This window comes from Bacillus haimaensis, from assembly GCF_048270625.1.
In the GTDB taxonomy this organism is placed as follows: Bacteria; Bacillota; Bacilli; order Bacillales; family Bacillaceae_I; genus Sutcliffiella_A; species Sutcliffiella_A haimaensis.
Genome location: NZ_CP158164.1, coordinates 3,978,703 through 4,003,409, shown reverse-complemented (window position 1 = coordinate 4,003,409; position 24,707 = coordinate 3,978,703). Strand labels below are relative to the sequence as shown.

Annotated in this window: 19 protein-coding genes and 1 rRNA gene; 9 read left to right on the top strand and 11 right to left on the bottom strand. The window is 42.6% G+C overall.

Translation table 11 applies throughout. From position 1 onward, the window contains the following. Positions 1-63 precede the first annotated feature (63 nt). The 11 genes from ABN702_RS20400 to ABN702_RS20350 all read right to left on the bottom strand — a co-directional run bounded on the left by ABN702_RS20400 (position 64) and on the right by ABN702_RS20350 (position 11,852). Positions 64-912: a ParB/RepB/Spo0J family partition protein gene (locus ABN702_RS20400; protein ID WP_417898437.1), complete on the bottom strand. Its 849-nt coding sequence runs from the start codon at positions 910-912 to the stop codon at positions 64-66. Then, positions 905-1,666 carry a ParA family protein gene (locus ABN702_RS20395; protein ID WP_204413346.1) on the bottom strand — a complete coding sequence of 254 codons (762 nt, stop codon included), beginning with the start codon at positions 1,664-1,666 and terminating at the stop codon, positions 905-907. The genes ABN702_RS20400 and ABN702_RS20395 overlap by 8 nt, the downstream gene beginning before the upstream one ends. A gap of 412 nt (positions 1,667-2,078) precedes the next feature. After that, positions 2,079-2,927, bottom strand: coding sequence for a nucleoid occlusion protein (gene noc / locus ABN702_RS20390; RefSeq protein WP_386644800.1), 849 nt, complete (start codon positions 2,925-2,927; stop codon positions 2,079-2,081). Between the two features lie 121 nt (positions 2,928-3,048). Beyond that, the gene (gene rsmG, locus ABN702_RS20385; protein ID WP_417898436.1) at positions 3,049-3,765 is read right to left on the bottom strand and encodes a 16S rRNA (guanine(527)-N(7))-methyltransferase RsmG; all 717 of its coding nucleotides are present in this window, start codon (positions 3,763-3,765) and stop codon (positions 3,049-3,051) included. A gap of 314 nt (positions 3,766-4,079) precedes the next feature. Beyond that, complete coding sequence (gene mnmG, locus ABN702_RS20380) at positions 4,080-5,969, bottom strand: tRNA uridine-5-carboxymethylaminomethyl(34) synthesis enzyme MnmG (RefSeq protein ID WP_417898435.1); 1,890 nt, start codon at positions 5,967-5,969, stop codon at positions 4,080-4,082. Positions 5,970-5,986: 17 nt separating this feature from the next. Further along, entirely contained in the window at positions 5,987-7,375 is a 1,389-nt protein-coding gene (gene mnmE / locus ABN702_RS20375) for a tRNA uridine-5-carboxymethylaminomethyl(34) synthesis GTPase MnmE (RefSeq protein WP_417898434.1), read from the bottom strand. A 548-nt stretch (positions 7,376-7,923) separates the two neighbouring features. After that, positions 7,924-8,559, bottom strand: a complete 636-nt coding sequence (gene jag, locus ABN702_RS20370; protein ID WP_386644812.1) for an RNA-binding cell elongation regulator Jag/EloR — start codon at positions 8,557-8,559, stop codon at positions 7,924-7,926. Next, the gene (gene spoIIIJ, locus ABN702_RS20365) at positions 8,556-9,332 is read right to left on the bottom strand and encodes a YidC family membrane integrase SpoIIIJ (protein ID WP_417898433.1); all 777 of its coding nucleotides are present in this window, start codon (positions 9,330-9,332) and stop codon (positions 8,556-8,558) included. Before spoIIIJ ends, jag begins: the two co-directional genes overlap by 4 nt. A 126-nt stretch (positions 9,333-9,458) precedes the next feature. Continuing rightward, entirely contained in the window at positions 9,459-9,809 is a 351-nt protein-coding gene (rnpA, locus tag ABN702_RS20360) for a ribonuclease P protein component (protein WP_417898432.1), read from the bottom strand. 133 nt (positions 9,810-9,942) lie between these two features. Next, positions 9,943-10,077, bottom strand: coding sequence for a 50S ribosomal protein L34 (rpmH, locus tag ABN702_RS20355; RefSeq protein ID WP_078378436.1), 135 nt, complete (start codon positions 10,075-10,077; stop codon positions 9,943-9,945). A gap of 420 nt (positions 10,078-10,497) precedes the next feature. After that, a protein-coding gene (locus ABN702_RS20350) for an IS3 family transposase (protein ID WP_417898431.1) occupies positions 10,498-11,852 on the bottom strand; the annotation gives its coding sequence in 2 pieces (ribosomal slippage) (positions 10,498-11,384 and positions 11,384-11,852; 1,356 coding nt in all). 745 nt (positions 11,853-12,597) lie between these two features. Between ABN702_RS20350 and dnaA the strand changes: the two genes are divergently transcribed. From dnaA to ABN702_RS20305, 9 genes are all read left to right on the top strand, one after another. Then, positions 12,598-13,944, top strand: a complete 1,347-nt coding sequence (dnaA, locus tag ABN702_RS20345) for a chromosomal replication initiator protein DnaA (RefSeq protein ID WP_386644823.1) — start codon at positions 12,598-12,600, stop codon at positions 13,942-13,944. Positions 13,945-14,129: 185 nt separating this feature from the next. Beyond that, a complete protein-coding gene (dnaN, locus tag ABN702_RS20340) occupies positions 14,130-15,266 on the top strand; it encodes a DNA polymerase III subunit beta (protein ID WP_417898430.1) in 1,137 nt (378 codons plus the stop codon). 106 nt (positions 15,267-15,372) lie between these two features. Further along, a complete protein-coding gene (gene yaaA, locus ABN702_RS20335) occupies positions 15,373-15,591 on the top strand; it encodes a S4 domain-containing protein YaaA (RefSeq protein WP_417898429.1) in 219 nt (72 codons plus the stop codon). 14 nt (positions 15,592-15,605) lie between these two features. Then, positions 15,606-16,727 carry a DNA replication/repair protein RecF gene (gene recF, locus ABN702_RS20330; protein WP_417898428.1) on the top strand — a complete coding sequence of 374 codons (1,122 nt, stop codon included), beginning with the start codon at positions 15,606-15,608 and terminating at the stop codon, positions 16,725-16,727. A gap of 10 nt (positions 16,728-16,737) precedes the next feature. Continuing rightward, positions 16,738-16,992 (top strand): extracellular matrix regulator RemB, encoded by a 255-nt coding sequence (gene remB, locus ABN702_RS20325; RefSeq protein WP_417898427.1) that lies wholly within the window; start codon positions 16,738-16,740, stop codon positions 16,990-16,992. Between the two features lie 78 nt (positions 16,993-17,070). Further along, positions 17,071-18,996: a DNA topoisomerase (ATP-hydrolyzing) subunit B gene (gene gyrB, locus ABN702_RS20320; RefSeq protein ID WP_417900986.1), complete on the top strand. Its 1,926-nt coding sequence runs from the start codon at positions 17,071-17,073 to the stop codon at positions 18,994-18,996. 119 nt (positions 18,997-19,115) lie between these two features. Beyond that, positions 19,116-21,605 (top strand): DNA gyrase subunit A, encoded by a 2,490-nt coding sequence (gyrA, locus tag ABN702_RS20315; protein WP_417898426.1) that lies wholly within the window; start codon positions 19,116-19,118, stop codon positions 21,603-21,605. A gap of 82 nt (positions 21,606-21,687) precedes the next feature. Beyond that, positions 21,688-22,758, top strand: coding sequence for an HD-GYP domain-containing protein (locus tag ABN702_RS20310; RefSeq protein ID WP_417898425.1), 1,071 nt, complete (start codon positions 21,688-21,690; stop codon positions 22,756-22,758). A 379-nt stretch (positions 22,759-23,137) separates the two neighbouring features. Then, a 16S ribosomal RNA gene (locus ABN702_RS20305) occupies positions 23,138-24,687 on the top strand. Positions 24,688-24,707 lie beyond the last annotated feature (20 nt).

Sequence of the window (24,707 nt, the reverse complement as noted above, 5' to 3'; positions counted from 1 at the left end):
TTTTACGAAAAGAACCTATCTAAAAAAGCAAACCATCTATCATACTGGATGGTTTGCTTTTCTTTATTCAGATTGAGCTAACAGTTCCAACAATCTGTTTAAGTCATTATCGGAAAAGAATTCTATTTCAATCTTTCCTTTGTTCTTTGACTTTTTAATGAACACCGACGTGCCAAATCTTTCTCGGAGGTAGGATTCCTGATCCTTTAAGAAAATATCCTTTTCCTCCGGATTCTTTTTTGTTTCACGTGAAACATTTTCGTTCACCTGGTGGATAAGCTGTTCAAGCTGGCGCACATTCAAATGATCTTTGACCACTTTTTCAATGACAGCTTTCAACATTTCTTTTCGTTTTAATCCAAGGAGTGCCCTGCCGTGTCCCATAGAAAGTTTGCCTTCGTTCATGAGCTCTTGCACGTAGCCCGGCAAAGATAGCAAGCGCACATGATTGGCAATATGCGGTCTACTTTTCCCAAGACGGCTAGCCAATTGCTCCTGGGTCAAATCCAGCTTTGACATAAGAGATTGATAGGCAGCAGCTTCTTCAATAGGAGTAAGATCCTCACGTTGTAGATTCTCCAATAATGCCAGTTCCATCATTTGCTGCTCCGTCAATTCTCGGACAACCACTGGAACCTTAGTTAATTTTGCTTCTTTTGCTGCACGGTAACGGCGTTCCCCGACAACGATTTCATAGCCCTTGATGCTTTTGCGAACAATAATCGGCTGTAGAATTCCATGTTGAAGAATAGATTCCTTCAGCTCCTGTATTGCGTCTTTTTCAAAAACTTTTCGAGGTTGATACGGGTTAGGACGAACATCCTTGATATTAATTTCTTGTACCGCTTCTTCCTTGGAAGCTTCAATGGAAGGGAATAAAGCGTTAATGCCTTTACCTAATCCTTTACCCATGAGTCACCACTTCCTTTGCTAATTCTAAGTAAACTTCCGCTCCACGAGATTTAGGATCATAAATGATGATAGGTTCTCCATGACTTGGCGCTTCACTTAAACGGACATTACGCGGAATGATGGTACGATACACCTTATCCTGAAAATACTTCTTCACTTCTTCTATCACTTGGATTCCCAAATTAGTCCTTGCATCGAGCATGGTTAATAGGACACCATCTATCATTAATTCTGTATTCAAATGCTTTTGTACGAGTCGTACCGTATTTAATAACTGACTTAAGCCTTCCAATGCATAATATTCGCATTGAACAGGTATGACAACAGCGTCGGAAGCCGTTAAGGCATTAATCGTCAACAGTCCAAGAGATGGGGGACAATCTATGATTATGTAATCATATAAGTGTTTGACATCATCTAACGCTCTTTTTAATCTAACTTCCCTTGAAATAGTCGGTACCAGCTCTATTTCAGCACCTGCCAATTGAATGGTAGCAGGAATGATGGAAAGATTTTCTACTTTAGTAGAGAGAATAGCTCGTCTTGCTTCTACATCTTCTACTAAAATATCATATATACATTGATCAACTTCTGCTTTAGCAACGCCTACTCCACTGGTTGCGTTCCCTTGTGGATCCACATCTACAAGCAGCACTTTTTTACCAATATAGGCCAAACACGCACCTAGATTAACCGAGGTAGTCGTCTTGCCAACTCCACCTTTTTGGTTAGCAATAGCAATAATTCTGCCCATGCTGTCACCTGCCTTCAGAAAAGAACATACTTTTTATTCGTTTCTCACTTATTTTATCATGAATTTACAGAAAGTTAACTTGTTTTTGATAATAAATAGAAAGAGTTGTTGGTTGATTGGTTTTTGGGGGATTGTGTGGTGAAAGGTAGTCATTTGAGTTTTTGTACGAAGTATTAAATTGGCATTTTTAAACACCGCTGCTGATTTCCGCACTAGGCGCAGCGACCCAAGGGGCGCTGGAGTCTTCGCCTATTGCTCCAATCAACAGCTGTAGACATAAAATCAACACTTTGGATTAACAGAGCAAAAAAATAAGGACATGGCAGCTCTTGATATCTATTAATCTTGTATGTACAGGATTTAATAGATACTTATTATTGGTGTTTAGAGAAGCCAAGCCCTTTTTATTCTATTATTTCTTCTTTGGTATACGGATGGTGAATTGGTAGTATTCTTCTGTTTCTTCTTCTTGGGAGTCGAGTTTGATTCCGCTGTCGTTGACCATTGTCAGGGATTGACGGATGGTATTCATGGCAATCCGCATGTCTTTTGAGAATGCTTTGCGCTTTGGCTTGGGCCTAGAAACGGATTGTTCGAGCATTCGGACGACGCGTTCCTCTGTCTGTTTCACGTTCAGCTGTTTTTCCAGAATCTCTTCCAGAAGCGCAACTTGCTTTTCTTGTAGCTTCAATGGAATGAGCGCACGAGCATGACGCTCCGTGATTTTCTTCTGAAGAAGGGCATCTTGGATCTCGGCAGGCAGCTTTAATAAACGGAGCTTGTTTGCAACCGTGGATTGCCCTTTTCCAAGTCTTTGTGCCAAGGCTTCCTGCGTCAGATTATGCAGTTCCAAGAGCTTCGAGTACGCAATAGCTTCCTCGATAGCGGATAATTCTTCACGCTGCAGGTTTTCAATAAGAGCTACTGAGGCTGTTTCTGCGTCATTAAAATCCTTTACGATGGCAGGAATTGTATCCCATCCAAGCTTTTGAACCGCACGCCAGCGACGTTCACCTGCAATGATTTCATATTTGTTTTCTTCAAACTGACGAACCACGATCGGCTGTATAATGCCATGAGTGCGGATTGTCAGGGATAATTCTTCTATTCTTTCATCGACAAAAACCGTACGGGGCTGATATCGGTTTGGAACAATATCCAGTACCGGTAATTGTTTAATTTCTTCATGATTCGTCTTTTCTACTATTTCCTGTTCTTCTTTTTCGCCAATACCAAAAAATCGAGAGAACGGAGATTTCATAGTTCCACCACCTTATGGATAGAATCCCTTACAATAAATTCGCTGTTTAGAACAGTAATTCCTTCTCGGTACGTTAAAATGTTTCACATGAAACATTAAACCAGGTCCATCATCTATATTATTATTCAAGCGGTAATTTATTAGGTGTACCTGGCTTACGCGGGTACTTCTTCGGTGTAGGTTTTACTTTGTTAATGATGAGAATATTTCTTTCGCTTTCTTCTAAAGGAAGGTGAAAAGAGTAGATCTCCTCTAGTTTCCCACCTAGAATTTGCATGGCCTTTTTCCCTTTTTCCACTTCTTCTTTAGCTGCAGCGGCTTTCATTGGTATAAACCGGCCACCCTCTTTGACAAGCGGAAGGCATAGCTCACTAAGGACAGACAGTCTCGCAACCGCTCTAGCTGTCACAAGATCAAACTTTTCCCTGTAATCTGCATTTTGACCAAAAGTCTCTGCACGATCATGCACAAAATTCACTTCTTTCAGTTCCAAAGCTTTTGCCAGCTGCTGAAGAAAGGTAATGCGTTTATTCAAGGAATCGACAATCGTAACCTTGAGGTCAGGAAAGCATATTTTAAGTGGAATACTTGGGAAACCGGCTCCTGCCCCAACATCGCAAAGATTTTGACCTTTTGACAGGTCTACATAGAAGGATGCGGTAATCGAATCGTAAAAATGCTTAAGGTATACCTCTTCCTCTTCTGTAATGGCAGTGAGGTTCATTTTCTCGTTCCACTCTACCAGCATTCTGTAATATGTATCAAATTGAGAAAGCTGGAAAGGAGTAAGGGAGATCCCTTTCTCCTCCAACATATTAATAAATTGCTCTTTGTTCATTTGCTTGTATCCTTTCTGAGCCTTTCACTTGCAGAGTTCTGATAGAATGTTGCATTTATTGAAAGACTATCCGGAAAAATAGGGTGTATCTGTTAAACACCCAGTTGGCTTCCGCTTCAAGGGTTCGCTTTCCGCGGGCGGCCTCGGGAGCCTCCTCGGCGCTTTGCTCCTGTGGGGTCTCCCTTGACACGCTGCTCCCGCAGGAGTCTCACCCCTTACGCTCCAACCAACTGGGGAGGCAGAAGTACGGCAAAATCAGCCTTACGAAAAGAGCCTTTACTTGCTCATTGGCTATTTTCAATGAGAGAAAAAGCCTACTCGTTAGATACTTTAGCTATACGTCCTTGTTCGAGGTATACGAGTAAAATGGAAACATCGGCTGGATTGACACCTGAAATTCGGGAAGCTTGAGCAACGGAAAGAGGGCGAACTTCCTTCAGTTTTTGACGTGCTTCATTTGCCAGGCCATGAATGGCATCATAATCGATGTTTTCAGGGATCTTCTTATTTTCCATTTTTTTCAAACGATCTACTTGCTGTAAGGACTTTTGAATATATCCTTCGTACTTCACTTGTATTTCAACTTGTTCTGCTACATCAGGCCCCAATTCCGTTTCAGGAGGAACCAAAAGGTGCACATGTTCGTAGTTCATTTCCGGACGTTTCAATAAATCTGCTGCCCTGATGCCATCCTTCAGCTCAGTGCCGCCTGCATTTTTTATCGTTTCCTGTACCAATTCAGTCGGCTTGATGAAGATGGACTGTAAACGTTCTTTTTCCGCATCGATCTGCTGTTTCTTCAACTGGAATTTCTCATAGCGATCTGGCGAAATCAAGCCAATCTCATGACCTATTTCCGTTAATCGAAGATCTGCATTATCATGGCGCAGGAGTAATCGATATTCTGCACGGGAAGTCAACAGTCGATATGGTTCATTTGTCCCCTTCGTTACAAGATCGTCGATAAGGACACCGATATAAGCATCGGAACGGCCCAGGATGAGATCTTCTCTTCCTAGGGAACGCAGTCCTGCGTTTATGCCTGCCATTATTCCTTGGCCTGCCGCTTCTTCATAGCCTGAAGTACCATTGATCTGGCCAGCCGTATAAAGGTTCTGCACCTTTTTTGTTTCAAGTGTCGGCCATAGCTGAGTCGGTACGATTGCGTCATATTCGATCGCATATCCTGCTCTCATCATCTGCACATTCTCAAGTCCCGGTATGGTGGAAAGAATTCTTCGCTGCACTTCCTCCGGCAAGCTCGTGGAAAGACCCTGCACATAAACTTCCTGCGTGTTTCTTCCTTCCGGCTCCAAGAAAATCTGATGTCTAGGCTTGTCGTTAAATCGTACAATTTTATCTTCAATTGATGGACAATATCTCGGCCCCGTCCCTTTGATCATGCCTGAATACATCGGGGAACGGTGCAGATTTTCATCTATTAATGCATGTGTTTCCGGACTTGTATAAGTCAGCCAGCAAGGAAGCTGATCGGTGATATATTCGGTCGTTTCATATGAAAACGCGCGCGGGACATCATCACCAGGCTGAATCTCCGTTTTACTGTAATCAATCGTAGAACTGTTTACACGAGGTGGCGTACCAGTTTTAAAACGAGCCAGTTCAAATCCAAGCTCTTCCAAGTGTTCGGAAAGCTTAATGGAAGGCTGCTGGTTGTTCGGTCCGCTCTGATATTGCAGGTCACCCATTATTATTTTTCCGCGCAAGAAAGTTCCAGTTGTGATAACAACCGTCTTTGATTCATAAATGGCACCGGTCTGGGTAAGGACACCTTTGCACACGCCATCCTCTACGATCAATCTTTCGACCATTCCTTGCAATAAGGTAATGTTCGGTTCATTTTCGATCGTCTTCTTCATTTCATGCTGGTACAGGAACTTATCAGCCTGGGCACGCAAGGCTCGTACCGCAGGGCCCTTCCCTGTATTCAGCATCCGCATCTGAATATGGGTTTTATCGATATTTTTACCCATTTCTCCGCCTAGTGCATCAATTTCGCGCACGACAATTCCTTTTGCTGGTCCCCCAACAGAAGGATTACATGGCATAAATGCCACCATATCAAGATTGATGGTGATCATGAGCGTTTTCGCTCCTAATCTTGCCGAGGCAAGGCCCGCTTCGACCCCTGCGTGCCCCGCTCCAATTACTATGACATCATAGGAACCTGCATGATATTCCATGTTTGTTCCCTCCTCTTCTATTTACCTAAACAAAATTGTGAAAATAACTGATCAATCAAGCTCTCATGGACTGCATCGCCGATAATTTCACCGAGCAGCTCCCATGTTCGCGTCAAATCTATTTGAACGATATCAATGGGTACCCCGCTCTGTACCCCTGAGATCGCGTCCTCCAATGCCTGCTGTGCCTGTGTCAGTAAACCGATATGTCTGGAATTTGACACATAAGTCATATCCCCTGCTTCAAGATTTCCCTGGAAAAACATCGAGGAAATAGCTTCCTCCAGCTCATCCACACCTTCATCCTCTTTTAAAGAGGTCGTGATGACAGGATGATTCTTCGCCAAGGCTTGTACTTTTTCTAGATCTATCTTTTCATCAAGATCTGTTTTATTCACGATGACAATCACGTCCATGCCCTTCACCGCTTCAAACAGCTGCTCATCCTCTTGTGACAGAAGTTCATTGTAGTTCAGTACAAGAAGGATCAAATCGGCCTTTTTCAATACTTCACGGGAACGCTCGACACCAATCCGCTCGACAATGTCCTCCGTCTCCCTGATTCCCGCCGTATCAACCAGGCGCAATGGGACCCCGCGCACATTCACGTATTCTTCGATAACATCCCTCGTGGTACCCGGTATATCGGTCACGATCGCCTTGTTTTCATGAACGAGACTATTCAATAAGGAAGATTTCCCTACATTCGGTCTTCCTACAATAACCGTCGATAGGCCTTCTCTTAATATTTTACCCTGCTGTCCGGTTTGTAACAGTTTTTCCAATTCAGCTTTCACATAATTGGATTTCTCAAGTAATAGCTGATGCGTCATTTCTTCCACGTCGTCATATTCCGGATAATCGATGTTCACTTCCACGTGAGCCAATGTTTCCAAAATTTCCTGGCGCAGCTTCTGAATAAGCTTGGATAATCGACCTTCCATTTGTCCCAAGGCCACATTCATCGCACGATCAGTCTTTGCCCGGATCAGGTCCATTACCGCTTCCGCTTGTGAAAGATCGATTCTTCCATTTAAAAATGCACGTTTCGTAAATTCACCTGGCTCCGCCAATCTTGCTCCTCTGCCCATTACAAGCTGAAGGAGCTTGTTCACTGAAACCAATCCGCCATGACAGTTGATTTCGATTACATCTTCTCTTGTAAAAGTTTTCGGCCCTCTCATTACAGAGACCATCACTTCTTCTATCGTCTGTTCTGTCTTTGGATCCACGATATGTCCGTAGTGAATGGTATGAGACGGTACGTCCTGCATCTTCTTCCCAGAGGGGCTGACAAAGATTTCATCGATGATTCGGAATGCTTCCTCCCCACTCAAACGGACGATCGCGATGGCACCCTCCCCCATTGGAGTGGATATTGCTGCAATTGTATCTAGCTCATACATATCATTCACCTCATTTCTTTTATACTAGTTTCTATTATTAACTTGTTCGATCAAACCAATGTTTGACCTACCCAAATACAATCTTCTTGAATAACTAATTAAGGTTAGCATAATTCATGTCACTTTTAAAGTATTCCTCTTCGACAGTTATCCACAAAAATTTCCCGAGCGCTCGTTATTATATCATTTATATTAACTTATCCACATGTGAATAACAACAAACAAAACTCGACCTTATTCTATCATCATTTCCTAACAACAGAAATTGAAACAATTGACGCTTCATTATTTCTGCTAGCCATATTCTTTCCATTTGTTACAAACAATCCTGTTAAACACCGCTGTTGATTTCCGCACTAGGCTGCGCTTTCCGCGGGACTAGCGTGAGCCTCTTCGGCTTTGCCTGCGGGGTCTCCACTGAACGTTGCCTTCCCGCAGGAGTCTTCGCCTATTGCTCCAATCAACAGCTAGTATTCATAAGACAACATTTTTTTAACAAAGCCACTGAAAAAAAATAGCCGTCTTCCATATTGGAAGACGGCTAGCTATTATCTTGTTACTTTTTTCTTATTCGGTGTGATGACAAGCGATCTGTTCGGCTCTTTTCCTACAGAGTAGGTCTCCACTTCCGGATAACGCGAAATAATCGAGTGCATCACTTTACGTTCAAAGGATGGCATTGGTTCCAGATGAACTTCCTGTTTTGTTTTCATCGCTTTTTGCGCCAATCTCTCGGCCAGCTGTTCAAGCGTTTCGCGGCGCTTTTCACGATATCCTTCTGCATCTATCTCAACAGAGAGGTACTGGTTCGAGTAACGATTTGCAACAATTTGTGTCAAATATTGAAGAGAATTGAGAGTTTGTCCCCTTTTCCCAATGATCAGAGCAGTTTTTTCCCCACTGATGGAGATAAAAATGTTTCTGCCTTCGACCTTGGTCTCCAATTCTGCGACAATGTTCATTTCTGTCAGAACTTTTTTCAAGAAATTCGTTGATTCTTCAATCGGATCATGTTTCAACTTAACTGTTACAATACTTGGTTTGGTACCAAACAGTCCGAATAATCCTTTTTTGCCTTCTTCAACGATTGTTATGTCTGCACGGTCTCTAGTTGTGTTTAGTTGAGTTAAAGCAGATAGGACAGCTTCCTCGACAGATGGACCAGTTGCAGTTATTTCTCTCACTTTTTCGTTCCTCCTGCAGTTCCAGTAGCCTGTGCTTTTCTCAGCTCTGGTCCCTTAATAAAGTAAGTTTGTACAATCATAAATAAGTTACCGACTACCCAGTATAAGGATAGTGCAGCTGGGAAATTAAATGCGAACACCACAATCATCACTGGCATGATATAAAGCATCATTGTCATCTGTGGATTGTTCTCCATCCCAGCCATCATGATTTTTTGTTGGATGAATGTTGTGATACCTGCTACGACTGGCAAAATAAAAAACGGATCTGCTTCACCAAGGTCAAACCATAGGAAGTTGTGCTCCGCAATTTCACGGGTACGTGTAATTGCATGGAAGAAACCAATCAGGATCGGCATTTGAACTAACAAAGGGAAACATCCAGCAAGTGGATTTACCCCATGCTTTTGAAAAAGTCCCATCGTTTCCTGCTGCAGCTTCTGCTGGGTCTTTTGATCTTTGGAGCTATATTTTTCACGAAGTGCCTTCATTTCAGGCTGCAGTGCTTGCATCGCCTTCGTGTTTTTCGTTTGTTTGATCATCAATGGTAAAATAGCAAATCGAATTAACAATGTTACAATAATAATGGATAGACCATAATCATTTCCAAGTAATGTTGCAAAATATGTAATCAACCAAGATAGCGGGTACACTACATACTCATTCCAAAAGCCTTCACTTTCTTTTGTGATTGGCTGGTTGATTTCCGTACAGCCTGTTAGTAAGACTACAAGTCCAACAAGGCCCATTAGTAGCCATATTCGTTTTTTCAACCTCTTTTTCCTCCTTTTTGCGCAAAAAAAATAATTCCTATTACATCCTACCACTTTTATTCGAATAATTGAATAAAGGACCGGACACTGACAAAATTTTTACATGTTTCCTGACAAATTGCTGTCCTACCGTTTCTTATTAGAAAGCATCGGAAGCTTTCGGATGATATGCTGCAGACTCTTCTGCACTTCCTCATAGCTCATTTCCGCAGTAGGCTTTCGGGCAATTACAACAATGTCTACATATCCAGGGAGCTGGTCTTTCATCTCCAGAAATGCCTGGCGAACCAATCGCTTAATTCGATTTCTCGTAACCGCGTTTCCAATCTTCTTACTCACTGACAGGCCGATCCGAAATTCGGGCTGCTCTTTTTTTTCAAGTGTGTAAATTACAAATTGTCGATTTGCCATGGACTTTCCACCCTGGAACACATGTTGAAACTCTTTGTTCTTTTTGATTCTTTGTTCCTTCTTCACATGTGGTCCCCCTGTCGCAGCAATTTCTAATTTGATTATTTTACGTCTTCTTCCACATTCTTTCTAAATAAAAGCGAAATCATAACAATTTTCTTCTTAAAATAGTAAAAAAGACCACTGACAGTCAGTGGCCTTATGCGGATAATACTTTTCTTCCCTTACGACGACGGCGCGCAAGCACTTTACGTCCGTTAGCAGAACTCATACGCTCACGGAAACCGTGTACCTTACTACGTTTACGCTTATTTGGTTGAAACGTTCTTTTCATTACTATGACACCTCCCTGAGGATTACCTTTTAGATTATCGAAAAACATGCTTCACATGTATGATCATCATACCACAATAGCCGTTTTTCACTCTCTCGTGGAAAGTCTTGCTTTCCTATAATATAAATTTTAACAGACAGTCTTATCAATTATAGAGAAAATACCATCGGAATGTCAACTTCCCAATAGTTAGTATAAATTCCTTCGCGATTTAAAGCAACCTTTTCTTTTAAATAGTAAAAAGTAACCAATAAATATCCAGGTGCTTAATTTCATTTTAAAAGAATCTACCACGATAATTTTATATCCTCATTATACACCCCTGGTGATTTCCGCTGCAGGCGTTCGCTTTCCGCGGGCGGCCTCGGGAGCCTCCTCGTCGCTTTGTGTACTGACCCCTTAAAACTGGACACTTGTTTTCTAAGCTGCTTGCTCAAAACTAGCTCGATAAGCTACTGGACTTTTACGTTTTAATCTTGATTTAATTCTCAGGTGGTTGTAGTAATAGATGTACTCTTCGAGCTCCTCCTTAAAATGGTCGATGCTATCAAATTCTTGTAAGTACAATAATTCGGATTTCATGATTCCGAAGAAGTTCTCCATTACTGCGTTGTCATAACAGTTTCCTTTTCTAGACATACTCTGAGTAATGTTATTTTCCTTTAAAGTCCTTTGGTATTTAGGCATTCTGTAATGCCAACCCTGGTCAGAATGAAGTAAGAGATCATCACCTTCACTTATGCGTTCTAAGCCTTGGGTTAACATCGTTTCTACTAGATCAAACGTCGGTCTCGATTGAAGTGTATACGTAATAATTTCGCCGTTAAACAAGTCCAGTATTGGGGAAAGATATAATTTTTGCCCGAACAACTTAAACTCTGTGACGTCGGTAACCCATTTTTGATTCGGTCTATCGGCCTTAAAATTGCGGTTTAAGATATTTGGCGCAGCTTTTCCCACTTCGCCTGTATAGGACTTATACTTCTTTATCCGAACGATGCATTGAAGTCCTAGGTCTCTCATAATACGATACACTTTCTTTTTATTAATTTTGTGGCCTTTTTCCTGTAGAACATCTGTGATACGACGATATCCAAAACGGCCTTTATGTTTACGGTAAATGAATTGAATCCGTCTTTTCCACTTGCGATCAGGGTCGGCTTGTTCCCATGTTTGAACAAGGAAGTAGTAGGTACTTCTAGACATCTTAGCTACCTTCACCAATTGATTAACAGGAAATGCATGCCTTAGTTCATATATTACTTTCGCTTTGATTTCTTTGGTGACTTTTCTTCCTGAACTAAGGCTCTCAGCTTTTTTAGATACGCATTCTCCATACGAAGGTATTCTAATTCTTTTTTCAACTCGTCCACAGATGGATTGGTAGCTTTTTCTTCATTAGTTTTATTGTTTTTGGAAGTCATAGTAGATGGCCTCTTTTCTTTTGGATTAAAGGCGGCATCTCCACATGTCTCCCATTTAATTTTCCACCTACGAACCATACAAGGGTCTGGGATATGGAAAATCGCCGATGCCTCTCGAACGGAATAATTCGATTCCTTTATAAATTGAATTACCCTCAGTTTAAAGGCTGGAGAATATTTTGTATAGGGAAAGGAGAATGCTTGGTCACCATGATGTTTGAACAACATCACCCAGTAACGGAGAACGGAGTGATCTACTCCAACCTCCTTAGCCAACTCTCGATAACTTACTAAATTATTCATATAACGTTGTACGGCTTGATGTTTTACTTCTCGGGTAAATTTACTCAACTGAAGTACACCTCCTATTGTTAGATGTATGTCCAACAAAAGGGGTGCACTTCTAAAGCCGAGGAGGCTCAAGCACCGCCCCGCGGAAAGCGCAGCCTAGTGCGGAAATCAACAGCGGTGTTTAATGGTCTTAAAAAATTCCCCCGAAAACAGATTCCATCAAAATTCTCCCTCTGCATACAACATTTTTCCAACCTGTGAATAACTTTTTTCGAGTTTTTTCGTCATCCACAACAGTTATCGACAAGGTTTACACAGTATCTTGTGTTGTGGAAAACTTTTCTCCACAAGATGTGTCGATTGTGGATAATCAGAAAAAGACGTTGCAACAAAAGGTTTTATTTGATATTATTATTGTGTTTTCACTCTTAATAATTATTAACATAAAAATAGTTATCAACAGATTGTGGATAAGATGTGGACAGTTATTCAAGGTTGTGTGTAAATATTTGTCCACAGAACGGTTTTTTTGTCGAAAACTACTTTTCTACTATATTATATGTTATGCACAGTATACGAATGAATAAACATACAACAGGTGTTTTTCTCAAGAAGGTTTGTTAAACAAAACTTGTACAGATAAGCACCTTATTTATTTGGGATGAAATCTGGCAAGTACGTTACAGAACTGCAGTCTAGCTTACTCAACCTTGCATGAGCGCTGAAATGATGGATTCATTCAGCGGAATACAGGAAACATCTATGGTGAAAATTATATAGAGATAAAGGGAAAGGGGGATACAAGTTGAAAAATATATCGGATTTGTGGGAGAAGGCTCTCAAGGAAATTGAGAAGAAAATCAGCAAGCCAAGCTTTGAAACATGGCTGAAGTCTACAAAGGCTCATTCTCTCAAAGGGGACAACCTCGTTATTACAGCACCAAACGAGTTTGCCCGTGACTGGCTGGAGTCCAGATATTCCAACCTGATCGGAGAAACCATCACAGATATAACCGGGGAAGAACTGACAATCAAATTTATCATTCCCCAAAATCAGTCGGACGAGGATCTTGAAATCAAAACTCCTCCGGCCAAGATGAAAAAGGACGAGGATCCGATTGAAATTCCACAGAATATGCTTAACCCGAAATATACGTTTGACACTTTTGTTATCGGTTCGGGGAATAGATTTGCCCATGCCGCTTCATTAGCAGTGGCGGAAGCGCCTGCCAAAGCCTATAATCCCTTGTTTATCTATGGGGGAGTTGGACTTGGTAAAACCCACTTAATGCACGCCATCGGTCATTATGTTATCGAGCATAACCCTGGAGCAAAGGTGGTATACTTGTCCTCCGAGAAATTCACAAACGAGTTCATCAATTCAATCCGGGACAATAAAGCCGTTGATTTCCGCAATAAATATCGCAGTGTCGATGTGCTATTAATCGATGATATTCAGTTCCTTGCTGGAAAAGAACAGACGCAAGAGGAATTCTTCCATACTTTTAATACGCTACATGAGGAAAGCAAACAGATTGTCATCTCGAGTGACAGGCCTCCAAAGGAGATTCCAACACTGGAGGACAGGCTGCGTTCCCGTTTTGAATGGGGATTGATCACTGATATCACTCCGCCAGATCTGGAAACGCGTATTGCCATTCTTCGTAAAAAAGCGAAAGCGGAAGGACTGGACATTCCGAATGAAGTCATGCTTTATATTGCGAATCAAATTGATTCCAATATCCGTGAACTTGAGGGAGCTCTTATTCGCGTTGTCGCCTATTCTTCTTTGATTAATAAGGATATTAATGCCGATCTTGCTGCGGAAGCTTTGAAGGATATCATTCCTAGCTCCAAACCAAGGGTGGTAACCATTCATGATATTCAGCGGACTGTCGGAGAGGAATATAATGTGAAGCTTGAGGATTTCAAAGCGAAAAAGCGTACGAAATCTGTTGCTTTTCCAAGGCAGATTGCCATGTATCTCTCGCGTGAGCTTACTGATTTCTCTCTTCCTAAAATTGGGGAGGAGTTTGGCGGCCGTGATCATACGACCGTTATTCATGCTCATGAAAAGATCTCGAATCTTGTTCAAACAGATACATTACTGCAAAAACAGATTCAATCCATTGCAGAGCAATTAAAGAACTAAAAGAATGGAACGTGGATTGTGTGTATAACTCACACCTAGTTAACAACAGTTTGTCCACATGTGAATAACTGTTGTTTCATCAAGAAATGCCACTTATCCACAAATTCACAGGCCCTACTATTACTTCTACTATTTTTTTATTAATAAATATATATAAAAAGACCTGCAATTAGAGGAGGATAACGATGAAATTTATTATCCAACGAGACAAGTTGGTTCAAAGTGTACAAGACGTGCTAAAAGCTGTTTCATCACGTACAACGATTCCCATTCTTACTGGTATTAAGATTGTCGCAACAGAAGAGGGAGTAACCCTGACAGGAAGCGATTCGGATATTTCCATCGAGTCATTCATCCCAAGTGAAGAGGATGGAACGGAAAATGTGGAAGTGAAAGCTTCTGGAAGTGTAGTCCTGCAAGCACGTTTCTTTAGTGAAATCATCAAGAAATTGCCGATGGATACAGTTGAGCTTGAAGTTCAGAACCAATTTGTCACAACGATTAGATCCGGTAAATCCGAATTCAATCTAAATGGCCAAGATGCAGCAGAATATCCTCATCTTCCTCAAATCGAAGAAGACAGTGTATTTAAACTACCTACGGATCTGTTGAAAAATATTATTCGACAAACGGTTTTTGCGGTGTCCACCTCAGAAACACGCCCTATCTTGACAGGTGTAAACTGGAAGCTTGAAAACCATGAGTTGACCTGTATTGCAACAGACAGTCATCGATTGGCATTGCGTAAGGCAAAAATAGATGCAGAAAACAATCTGGCTTGTAATGTAGTGATTCCAGGTAAAAGCTTGAATGAATTAAATAAGATCCTTGATGATACAAATGAACAACTCGATATCGTCATTACAGATAACCAAGTCCTATTCAAAGCTAAAAACATTCTATTTTTCTCTCGTTTACTTGATGGGAACTACCCAGATACATCCCGTTTGATACCGGCAGAAAGCAAAACGGATATCACAGTTTCTACAAAAGAGTTCCTTCAAGCCATCGATCGTGCATCCTTGCTTGCGAGAGAGGGAAGAAACAATGTCGTAAAACTCGCCACTTTGGAACAGAGCGCTTTGGAGATCTCCTCCAATTCTCCTGAAGTTGGGAAGGTAGTGGAACAGGTACAAGGTAACTCCGTTGAGGGAGAAGAATTAAAAATCTCCTTTAGTGCAAAATATATGATGGATGCGTTAAAAGCTCTGGAAGGAAATGAAATACAAATCAATTTCACAGGTGCTATGCGACCATTCCTGATCAGAACGATGCATGACGATTCCATGCTACAATTGATCCTGCCAGTCAGAACTTATTAATCCATTGATTTTAGAAAGCTACTTGCGTCAAAGCGCGGTAGCTTTCTTTTCTATAGTCCCAAGTTTTAGTACAATAAGAGAAAGACTAAACGAAAGTGAGCGCGAAATGATGAAGGAAATAGAAATTTCTACAGAGATAATTACGCTCGGTCAGTTCTTGAAGCTAGCCGATGTCATTCAGTCAGGTGGAATGGCCAAATGGTTCCTCCAGGAGTATGAGGTAAAAGTGAACGGTGAACCTGACGATAGAAGAGGAAGAAAATTAAGAGATCAGGATATAGTGGAAATCGACGGCTTCGGAAGCTTTGTCATTATTTCGTCCTAAGATGGTGAAAAATATTGTATATTGAAGAGTTGTCCTTAAGACACTATCGCAATTATCAAAGCTTGGAAGCTGTGTTCGAGAATGGTGTGAATGTAATTCTGGGAGAGAATGCCCAAGGAAAGACAAACGTAATGGAATCCATCTATGTACTGGCCATGGCAAAGTCGCATCGTACCTCCAACGATAAAGATCTTATCAGTTGGGATGAAGAGTATGCTAAAATAGAAGGCAGGATACATAAAAGAAATGGACCGTTACCATTACAGCTTGTCATTTCCAAAAAAGGGAAAAAGGCAAAGAGCAATCATCTGGAACAATCGAAACTGAGTCAATATATCGGGAATATGAATATTGTCATGTTTGCGCCTGAGGATCTGACCCTTGTAAAAGGGAGTCCACAGGTAAGACGCCGGTTCATCGATATGGAGCTCGGCCAGGTCTCCCCTATCTATATGCATGATCTGGCACGCTATCAAAAGGTTTTGCAGCAGAGAAACCATTATTTGAAGCAGCTGCAAACCAGAAAGCAAAAAGATGAGACCATGCTTTTTGTTTTGACGGAACAGATGGTGGAGCTTGCAGCGAAAGTGACGATCAAGCGTCTGGAGTTTATTCAGTTACTGCAAAAATGGGCACAGCCAATACATAGCAGCATCAGCAGAGGGTTGGAGGAATTGACTATTATTTACAAACCCTCTATTGATCATGTATCAGAAAGCTTAAATTTGTCGAAAATGATAGAAGCATATAACGAAAAATTTGATAAAATAAAAGATAGAGAAATTGAAAGAGGCGTCACGTTGTTTGGACCACATCGGGATGACCTGATCTTTCATGTGAACGGAAAAGAAGTGCAGACTTTCGGGTCGCAAGGACAACAACGGACAACAGCCCTTTCTTTAAAGTTGGCAGAAATAGACCTCATCTATTCCGTAGTGGGGGAATATCCTATTCTATTGTTGGATGATGTGTTATCAGAATTAGATGATTATAGACAATCCCACTTGTTGAACACGATCCAGGGAAAAGTGCAGACCTTCGTCACAACGACAAGTGTGGATGGAATAGACCATAAAACACTGAAACAAGCAGCAACCTATGAGGTAGTCTCTGGTTCTTTAAAGAAATTGAACTGAGGTGAAGGAAGTGTACTTGCATATTGGGGAAGAGGTTATGGTACGCGCATCCAATATTATTGCGATCTTGGACAGGCGTCTGTTGAAAACGGATTGGCAGAGCTCATTGCCGGCAGTGGCCGCCCAATCCATCAAGAATATAAGTAAACACGATGTAAAATCAGTAGTTATCACAGATGAGAGAATTTATCTATCTCCTCTAGCCTCTACAACCTTAAAGAAAAGAATGGACACTTCCTTGGAAGAGTTATTTCTTAAAATATAGCGTGCTAGCCTAAGGGGTCATACTCTCAGATGCGCAATGCTCGGATTGAAATAAAAAGTGAAGGTGATAGATATGGCGATGGACCAAAAAGAAATGCAAGAAAATACGTATGATGAGAGTCAGATACAGGTACTTGAAGGATTGGAAGCTGTTCGGAAAAGACCTGGTATGTATATCGGTTCTACAAGCGCAAAAGGATTACACCACCTCGTATGGGAAATTGTCGACAACAGTATTGATGAAGCCCTGGCTGGATACTGTTCCGAAATCAATGTCATTGTGGAAAAGGACAACAGCATCACTGTAAAGGACAACGGGCGAGGGATCCCTGTTGGAATACATGAAAAGATGGGGCGACCTGCAGTTGAGGTCATCATGACGGTTCTTCATGCCGGCGGGAAATTCGGAGGCGGAGGCTACAAAGTTTCAGGAGGATTGCATGGTGTAGGTGCATCTGTAGTAAACGCACTTTCTTCTGATCTGGAAATCTACGTTCACCGTGATGGCAGCATCCATTATCAGCAGTTTAAAAAAGGTGTTCCTCAGGAAGATCTGAAAATCATTGGGGAAACCGAGGTTACCGGTACGATTATTCACTTTGTTCCGGATTCGGAGATTTTCACAGAAACGCTTGAATATGATTACGATACACTTGCACACCGTCTTCGTGAGCTTGCATTCCTTAATAGAGGAATCCGTATCACGATTGAGGATAAGAGAGTCGAGGAAGGCAAAAAGAATGAATACTACTATGAGGGCGGAATCGCATCTTATGTAGAGCATTTAAACCGTACAAAAGAAGTTATCCATGAAGAAGTGGTGTTTGTGGAAGGGGAAAAGGATGGAATCTCCATCGAGGTGGCCCTTCAGTATAACGAAAGCTACACAAGCAACCTTTATTCATTTGCCAACAACATCAATACCTATGAGGGCGGAACGCATGAATCAGGGTTTAAAACCGCTCTTACACGAGTAATCAACGACTATGCGCGTAAACATAATATCTTTAAAGATGCAGACAGCAACCTAACCGGTGAGGATGTTCGTGAAGGGCTGACTGCCATCGTATCCATTAAACATCCAGATCCACAATTTGAAGGCCAAACGAAAACCAAGCTCGGTAACAGTGAAGCACGTACCGTTACGGACTCTGTTTTCACCGAGAAATTCGAAGGCTTCTTATTGGAAAACCCTTCTGCTGCGAGAAAAATCGTGGATAAAGGGTTGATGGCTTCCCGTGCTAGAATGGCTGCAAAAAAAGCCAGAGAACTTACTAGAAGAAAAAGCGCCCTGGAAATCTCCAGCTTACCTGGAAAACTAGCGGATTGCTCCTCAAAAGATCCGTCTATCAGCGAATTATATGTGGTAGAGGGGGACTCTGCAGGTGGTTCTGCAAAACAGGGTCGTGACCGTCACTTCCAGGCTATCCTACCTTTACGTGGAAAAATAATCAACGTAGAAAAAGCGAGACTGGACAAAATTCTATCCAACAATGAGATCCGTGCCATTATCACTGCCCTTGGAACCGGAATAGGCGAGGATTTTGATATATCAAAGGCAAGATACCATAAGATTGTCATTATGACAGATGCGGATGTCGATGGTGCGCATATCCGTACCCTCTTATTGACATTTTTCTACCGTTACATGCGCCAAATCATTGAGCATGGATATATATATATCGCGCAGCCGCCACTGTATAAGGTGCAGCAGGGCAAAAAGATTGAATATGCCTATAATGACAGACAGCTTGAAGAGGTTCTGGCTACCATGTCCGAAAACCCGAAACCAGGAATCCAGCGTTACAAGGGTCTTGGAGAGATGAATCCGGAGCAGTTATGGGAAACCACGATGGATCCAGTCACAAGAACTTTGCTGCAGGTCAGCCTGCAGGATGCCATTGAAGCGGATGAAACATTCGAAATCCTGATGGGTGATAAAGTCGAGCCAAGAAGAAACTTTATCCAGGATAATGCCCGTTATGTGAAAAACCTGGATATTTAAGGACCGTCCTGATTTATCCATTCGTGAATACAAGATTTTTGCAGGATAGGGTACCTATCCTGCCGGTTACATAGGGCGAATTCGGTGTGAAACTGAATTTCGCAAGGAGGTTCATTTATATGTCTCAAGTTAAAGAAATTAATATCAGTCAGGAAATGAAAACGTCCTTTCTGGATTACGCGATGAGTGTTATCGTTTCCCGTGCCCTTCCTGATGTTCGTGACGGCTTGAAGCCAGTACATCGACGCATTCTATATGCAATGAACGATTTAGGAATGACTGCCGATAAAGCCTATAAAAAATCTGCCCGTATCGTAGGGGAAGTTATCGGGAAGTACCATCCTCATGGTGACTCTGCTGTGTATGACACCATGGTACGTATGGCGCAGGATTTCAACTTCCGTTACATGCTGATCGATGGCCATGGAAACTTCGGTTCGGTCGATGGCGACGCTGCAGCGGCCATGCGTTATACGGAGGCGAGGATGTCCAAGATCGCCATGGAGATTCTGCGTGACATCAATAAGGATACGATTGACTATCAAGATAACTATGACGGATCGGAAAGAGAGCCGATTGTACTCCCTGCAAGATTCCCGAACCTTTTGGTGAACGGTGCATCGGGTATCGCTGTCGGGATGGCAACTAATATCCCGCCACATCAACTTGGTGAAATCATTGACGGAGTTCTGGCTGTAAGTAGAGATCCTGAAATTACAATTCCGGAGTTGATGGAAATCATCCCTGGTCCTGATTTCCCGACCGCTGGACAAATACTTGGCAGAAGCGGCATACGCCGTGCATACGAAACAGGACGTGGCTCCATCACGATTCGTGCAAAAGTTGAAATTGAAACAAAGCCGAATGGAAGAGAAGTAATCCTTGTTCATGAATTGCCTTATCAAGTAAACAAAGCCAGATTGATTGAAAAAATTGCGGATCTGGTTCGTGACAAAAAGATTGAAGGCATTTCCGATCTTCGTGATGAATCAGACCGTAATGGTATGCGTATCGTCATGGAAGTGAAGAAGGATGCAAATGCGAACGTCCTTTTGAATAACCTATACAAACAGACTTCTCTTCAAACTAGCTTCGGTATCAACATGCTGGCTCTTGTTAATGGAGAACCGAAAGTATTGAACTTGAAGCAGTGCTTGTACCACTATCTGGAGCATCAAAAAGTAGTCATCAAGCGCAGAACAGCATTTGAACTTCGTAAAGCGGAAGCGCGTGCTCATATTCTCGAAGGGTTGCGTATTGCACTCGACCACTTGGATGCAGTCATTACATTAATCAGAAGTTCCCAGACAGCTGATATTGCACGTGAAGGCTTAATGACGGAATTCTCCTTATCTGAAAAACAGGCTCAGGCTATTTTGGACATGCGTCTACAGCGTCTAACAGGCTTAGAGCGTGAAAAGATTGAAGAAGAGTACAAAGGTCTTATGCAGCTTATTGCGGAACTGAAGGCAATCCTTGCAGATGAAGAGAAAGTACTTGAAATTATCCGCGAAGAGTTGACAGAGGTAAAAGAACGTTTCAACGATAATCGTCGTACGGAAATAATGGTCGGCGGTCTTGAAGCAATCGAGGATGAGGATTTGATTCCACGCCAGAATGTGGTCATTACCTTGACTCATAATGGTTATATCAAGCGCCTCCCACTTTCCACTTACCGCAGTCAGCGAAGAGGTGGCCGTGGAGTGCAGGGGATGGGAACAAACGAAAACGACTTTGTGGAACATCTGTTAACGACGTCCACGCATGATACGCTTTTATTCTTTACCAATAAAGGAAAAGTATACCGTGCCAAAGGTTATGAAATTCCGGAATACAGCCGTACAGCAAAAGGCATCCCGATCATTAACCTACTTGAAGTTGAAAAAGGGGAATGGATCAATGCCATTATTCCTGTAGAAGAGTTTGTTGATGATTGGTATCTCTTCTTTACTACGAAGCACGGGATTTCCAAGCGTTCCCCGTTATCTCAATTCGCAAATATCCGCAAAGGTGGCCTGATTGCCCTTGGCCTGCGTGATAACGATGAATTGATAAGCGTAAAAATGACGGATGGTACGAAGGAAATGATCATTGGTACGAAAAAAGGAATGCTCATTCGTTTCCATGAAACCGATGTTCGTTCCATGGGTAGAACGGCAACCGGTGTTAAAGGAATCACCATTTCCGATGACGATGAAGTGGTTGGAATGGAACTTCTTGAGGAAAACCTCGATGTATTGGTGGTTACCAAAAATGGTTATGGAAAACGAACTTCTGCTGAGGAGTACCGTATCCAAAGCCGTGGAGGTAAAGGGATTAAAACGTGCAACATAACCGATCGCAATGGCGAACTAGTAGCTGTAAAAACAGTTACAACCGATGAGGACCTTATGCTTATCACAGCAAGCGGCGTACTCATACGCATGTCTGTAGATGGAATTTCTCAGATGGGCCGTAATACGCAAGGTGTCAAATTGATCCGTTTAGCTGAGAACGAATTTGTTACGACTGTAGCAAGAGTTGATAAAGAAGAAGAAGGTCCGGACGATCTGGAATTCGAAGATTCCAATCTGGAAGAAGGAATTTCTGATGCAGAGGTCGAAGAATAAGAAGTGCAAATAGACTAATCCAAAGAGGAACACGCCATGTGTTCCTCTTTGTGTATAGAGAGTTAAGGAGAGGAAAGCGTGTATGTTAGTGAAAACTGAACAATTGGTGGAAGGGTGTATATTAGCAAAGGAAGTAAAATCTCTGACGACTAAACCAATTATGACAAAACGAACAGTTCTTACAAGTCAACATATCGAAATCTTGGAGCTTTTTTTAATAGATGAAGTCGAGATCGAAGCATTCCTTTCAAATGGACAGCCATTCAACCCTCAGCTTTTACCTGTTCGAGAGGAAAAGCCGAAAGAGGATTCCTTCCTGCAGATGTACTTCAAGGCAACACAAAGCTATAAGCGTCTGTATCAAACCTGGCAATCAGGTGCACCTATCGATTACGCAGAGGTTCGAAAGGCCATTATTCCGATGATTGAAAAATCCTTGGTCTTTCCACAAGAGGTGTTCTCGGTCTACCATTACACCAATGAGGAAGAATACGTCTTTCACCACTCGGTTGCGGTGGCCATCATCGCAGCTTCCATTGCAAAATCCATGGGCTTCAAAAAGAAGGATGTCATTCAGGTAGGCATTGCAGGATTTCTAATGGATTGTGGAATGTCCAGAATAGACCAGAAAATCTTAAAAAATGTAGCCGTATTAAAGAAAGAAGAGTTTGACCAGATAAAAGAACACCCGATATTCAGTTATCAGATGGTGAGCAAGCAGCCTGTCATTCAAGATGAGATCAAGCTCGCTGTGCTGCAGCATCATGAACGTTATGATAAAAGTGGCTATCCTTTTGGTCTATCTGAGGATAAAATACACGATTATACGAAAATACTGGCAGTTGCCGATGTTTTTCACGCTATGACCTCTCCAAGAAAGTATCGAAGCAAGCAATCACCGTTCAAAGTGATCGAGCAACTGAAGCACGAAACTTTCGGAAAGTATGATCTGGCTGTCGTTCAAGCGCTGACAAACAGTGTATGCAGAATCAGCGTAGGCGCAAAATTGAGACTTTCAAACCGAAAAATTGTGGATGTGGTATTCATCGATCCAGCAACCCCAACAAGGCCGATGGTAAGAATAGAAGACAGTGAACAATTTATTTCTTTGAATCAGGAACTGGATCTTTTTGTAGAAGAGATTATCAAATAGGGAAGGCTCTTTTAAACGCTATTAAAAATTGATATGGTCACGCGGGCGCCCAGCAGCGTGACCATTCTTTTATCTTTGAAAATAATTTAATCATATATTAAAAAAGTAATTGCATCGGGACAAACCCCGTGCTATAATCAATCAAGTCAGCAACACAAGCAATTGTGAATAACATTCTTCGAAAAAAGAATTTCAAAAAAACGTTGACTTAAAATAATGATTTGTGTTATATTAAAGGGGTCGCTTTTAACAAAGCTTCTACCGAAAGAGCTCTTTGAAAACTAAACAAAACAACAGCGTCCACGTTAATCTTATACGGATTACAAAGAACGAAAAAGAAACATAAGCTAGTCAACATTTGAGCATAAGCTCAAACTCTTTATTGGAGAGTTTGATCCTGGCTCAGGATGAACGCTGGCGGCGTGCCTAATACATGCAAGTCGAGCGAACTTACAAAAGCTTGCTTTTGTAAGTTAGCGGCGGACGGGTGAGTAACACGTGGGCAACCTGCCCTTGAGACTGGGATAACTTCGGGAAACCGGAGCTAATACCGGATAATATAAGGAACCTCCTGGTTCCTTATTGAAAGATGGTTTCGGCTATCACTTAAGGATGGGCCCGCGGCGCATTAGCTAGTTGGTGAGGTAACGGCTCACCAAGGCGACGATGCGTAGCCGACCTGAGAGGGTGATCGGCCACACTGGGACTGAGACACGGCCCAGACTCCTACGGGAGGCAGCAGTAGGGAATCTTCCACAATGGACGAAAGTCTGATGGAGCAACGCCGCGTGAGTGATGAAGGCCTTCGGGTCGTAAAGCTCTGTTGTTAGGGAAGAACAAGTGCGAGAGTAACTGCTCGCACCTTGACGGTACCTAACCAGAAAGCCACGGCTAACTACGTGCCAGCAGCCGCGGTAATACGTAGGTGGCAAGCGTTATCCGGAATTATTGGGCGTAAAGCGCGCGCAGGTGGTTTCTTAAGTCTGATGTGAAAGCCCACGGCTCAACCGTGGAGGGTCATTGGAAACTGGGGAACTTGAGTGCAGAAGAGGAAAGTGGAATTCCAAGTGTAGCGGTGAAATGCGTAGAGATTTGGAGGAACACCAGTGGCGAAGGCGACTTTCTGGTCTGTAACTGACACTGAGGCGCGAAAGCGTGGGGAGCAAACAGGATTAGATACCCTGGTAGTCCACGCCGTAAACGATGAGTGCTAAGTGTTAGAGGGTTTCCGCCCTTTAGTGCTGCAGCTAACGCATTAAGCACTCCGCCTGGGGAGTACGGTCGCAAGACTGAAACTCAAAGGAATTGACGGGGGCCCGCACAAGCGGTGGAGCATGTGGTTTAATTCGAAGCAACGCGAAGAACCTTACCAGGTCTTGACATCCTCTGACAACCCTAGAGATAGGGCTTTCCCCTTCGGGGGACAGAGTGACAGGTGGTGCATGGTTGTCGTCAGCTCGTGTCGTGAGATGTTGGGTTAAGTCCCGCAACGAGCGCAACCCTTGATCTTAGTTGCCAGCATTAGGTTGGGCACTCTAAGGTGACTGCCGGTGACAAACCGGAGGAAGGTGGGGATGACGTCAAATCATCATGCCCCTTATGACCTGGGCTACACACGTGCTACAATGGACGGTACAAAGGGCAGCAAAACCGCGAGGTCGAGCCAATCCCATAAAACCGTTCTCAGTTCGGATTGCAGGCTGCAACTCGCCTGCATGAAGCCGGAATCGCTAGTAATCGCGGATCAGCATGCCGCGGTGAATACGTTCCCGGGCCTTGTACACACCGCCCGTCACACCACGAGAGTTTGTAACACCCGAAGTCGGTGGGGTAACCTTTTGGAGCCAGCCGCCTAAGGTGGGACAGATGATTGGGGTGAAGTCGTAACAAGGTAGCCGTATCGGAAGGTGCGGCTGGATCACCTCCTTTCTAAGGAATATGACGCTGTT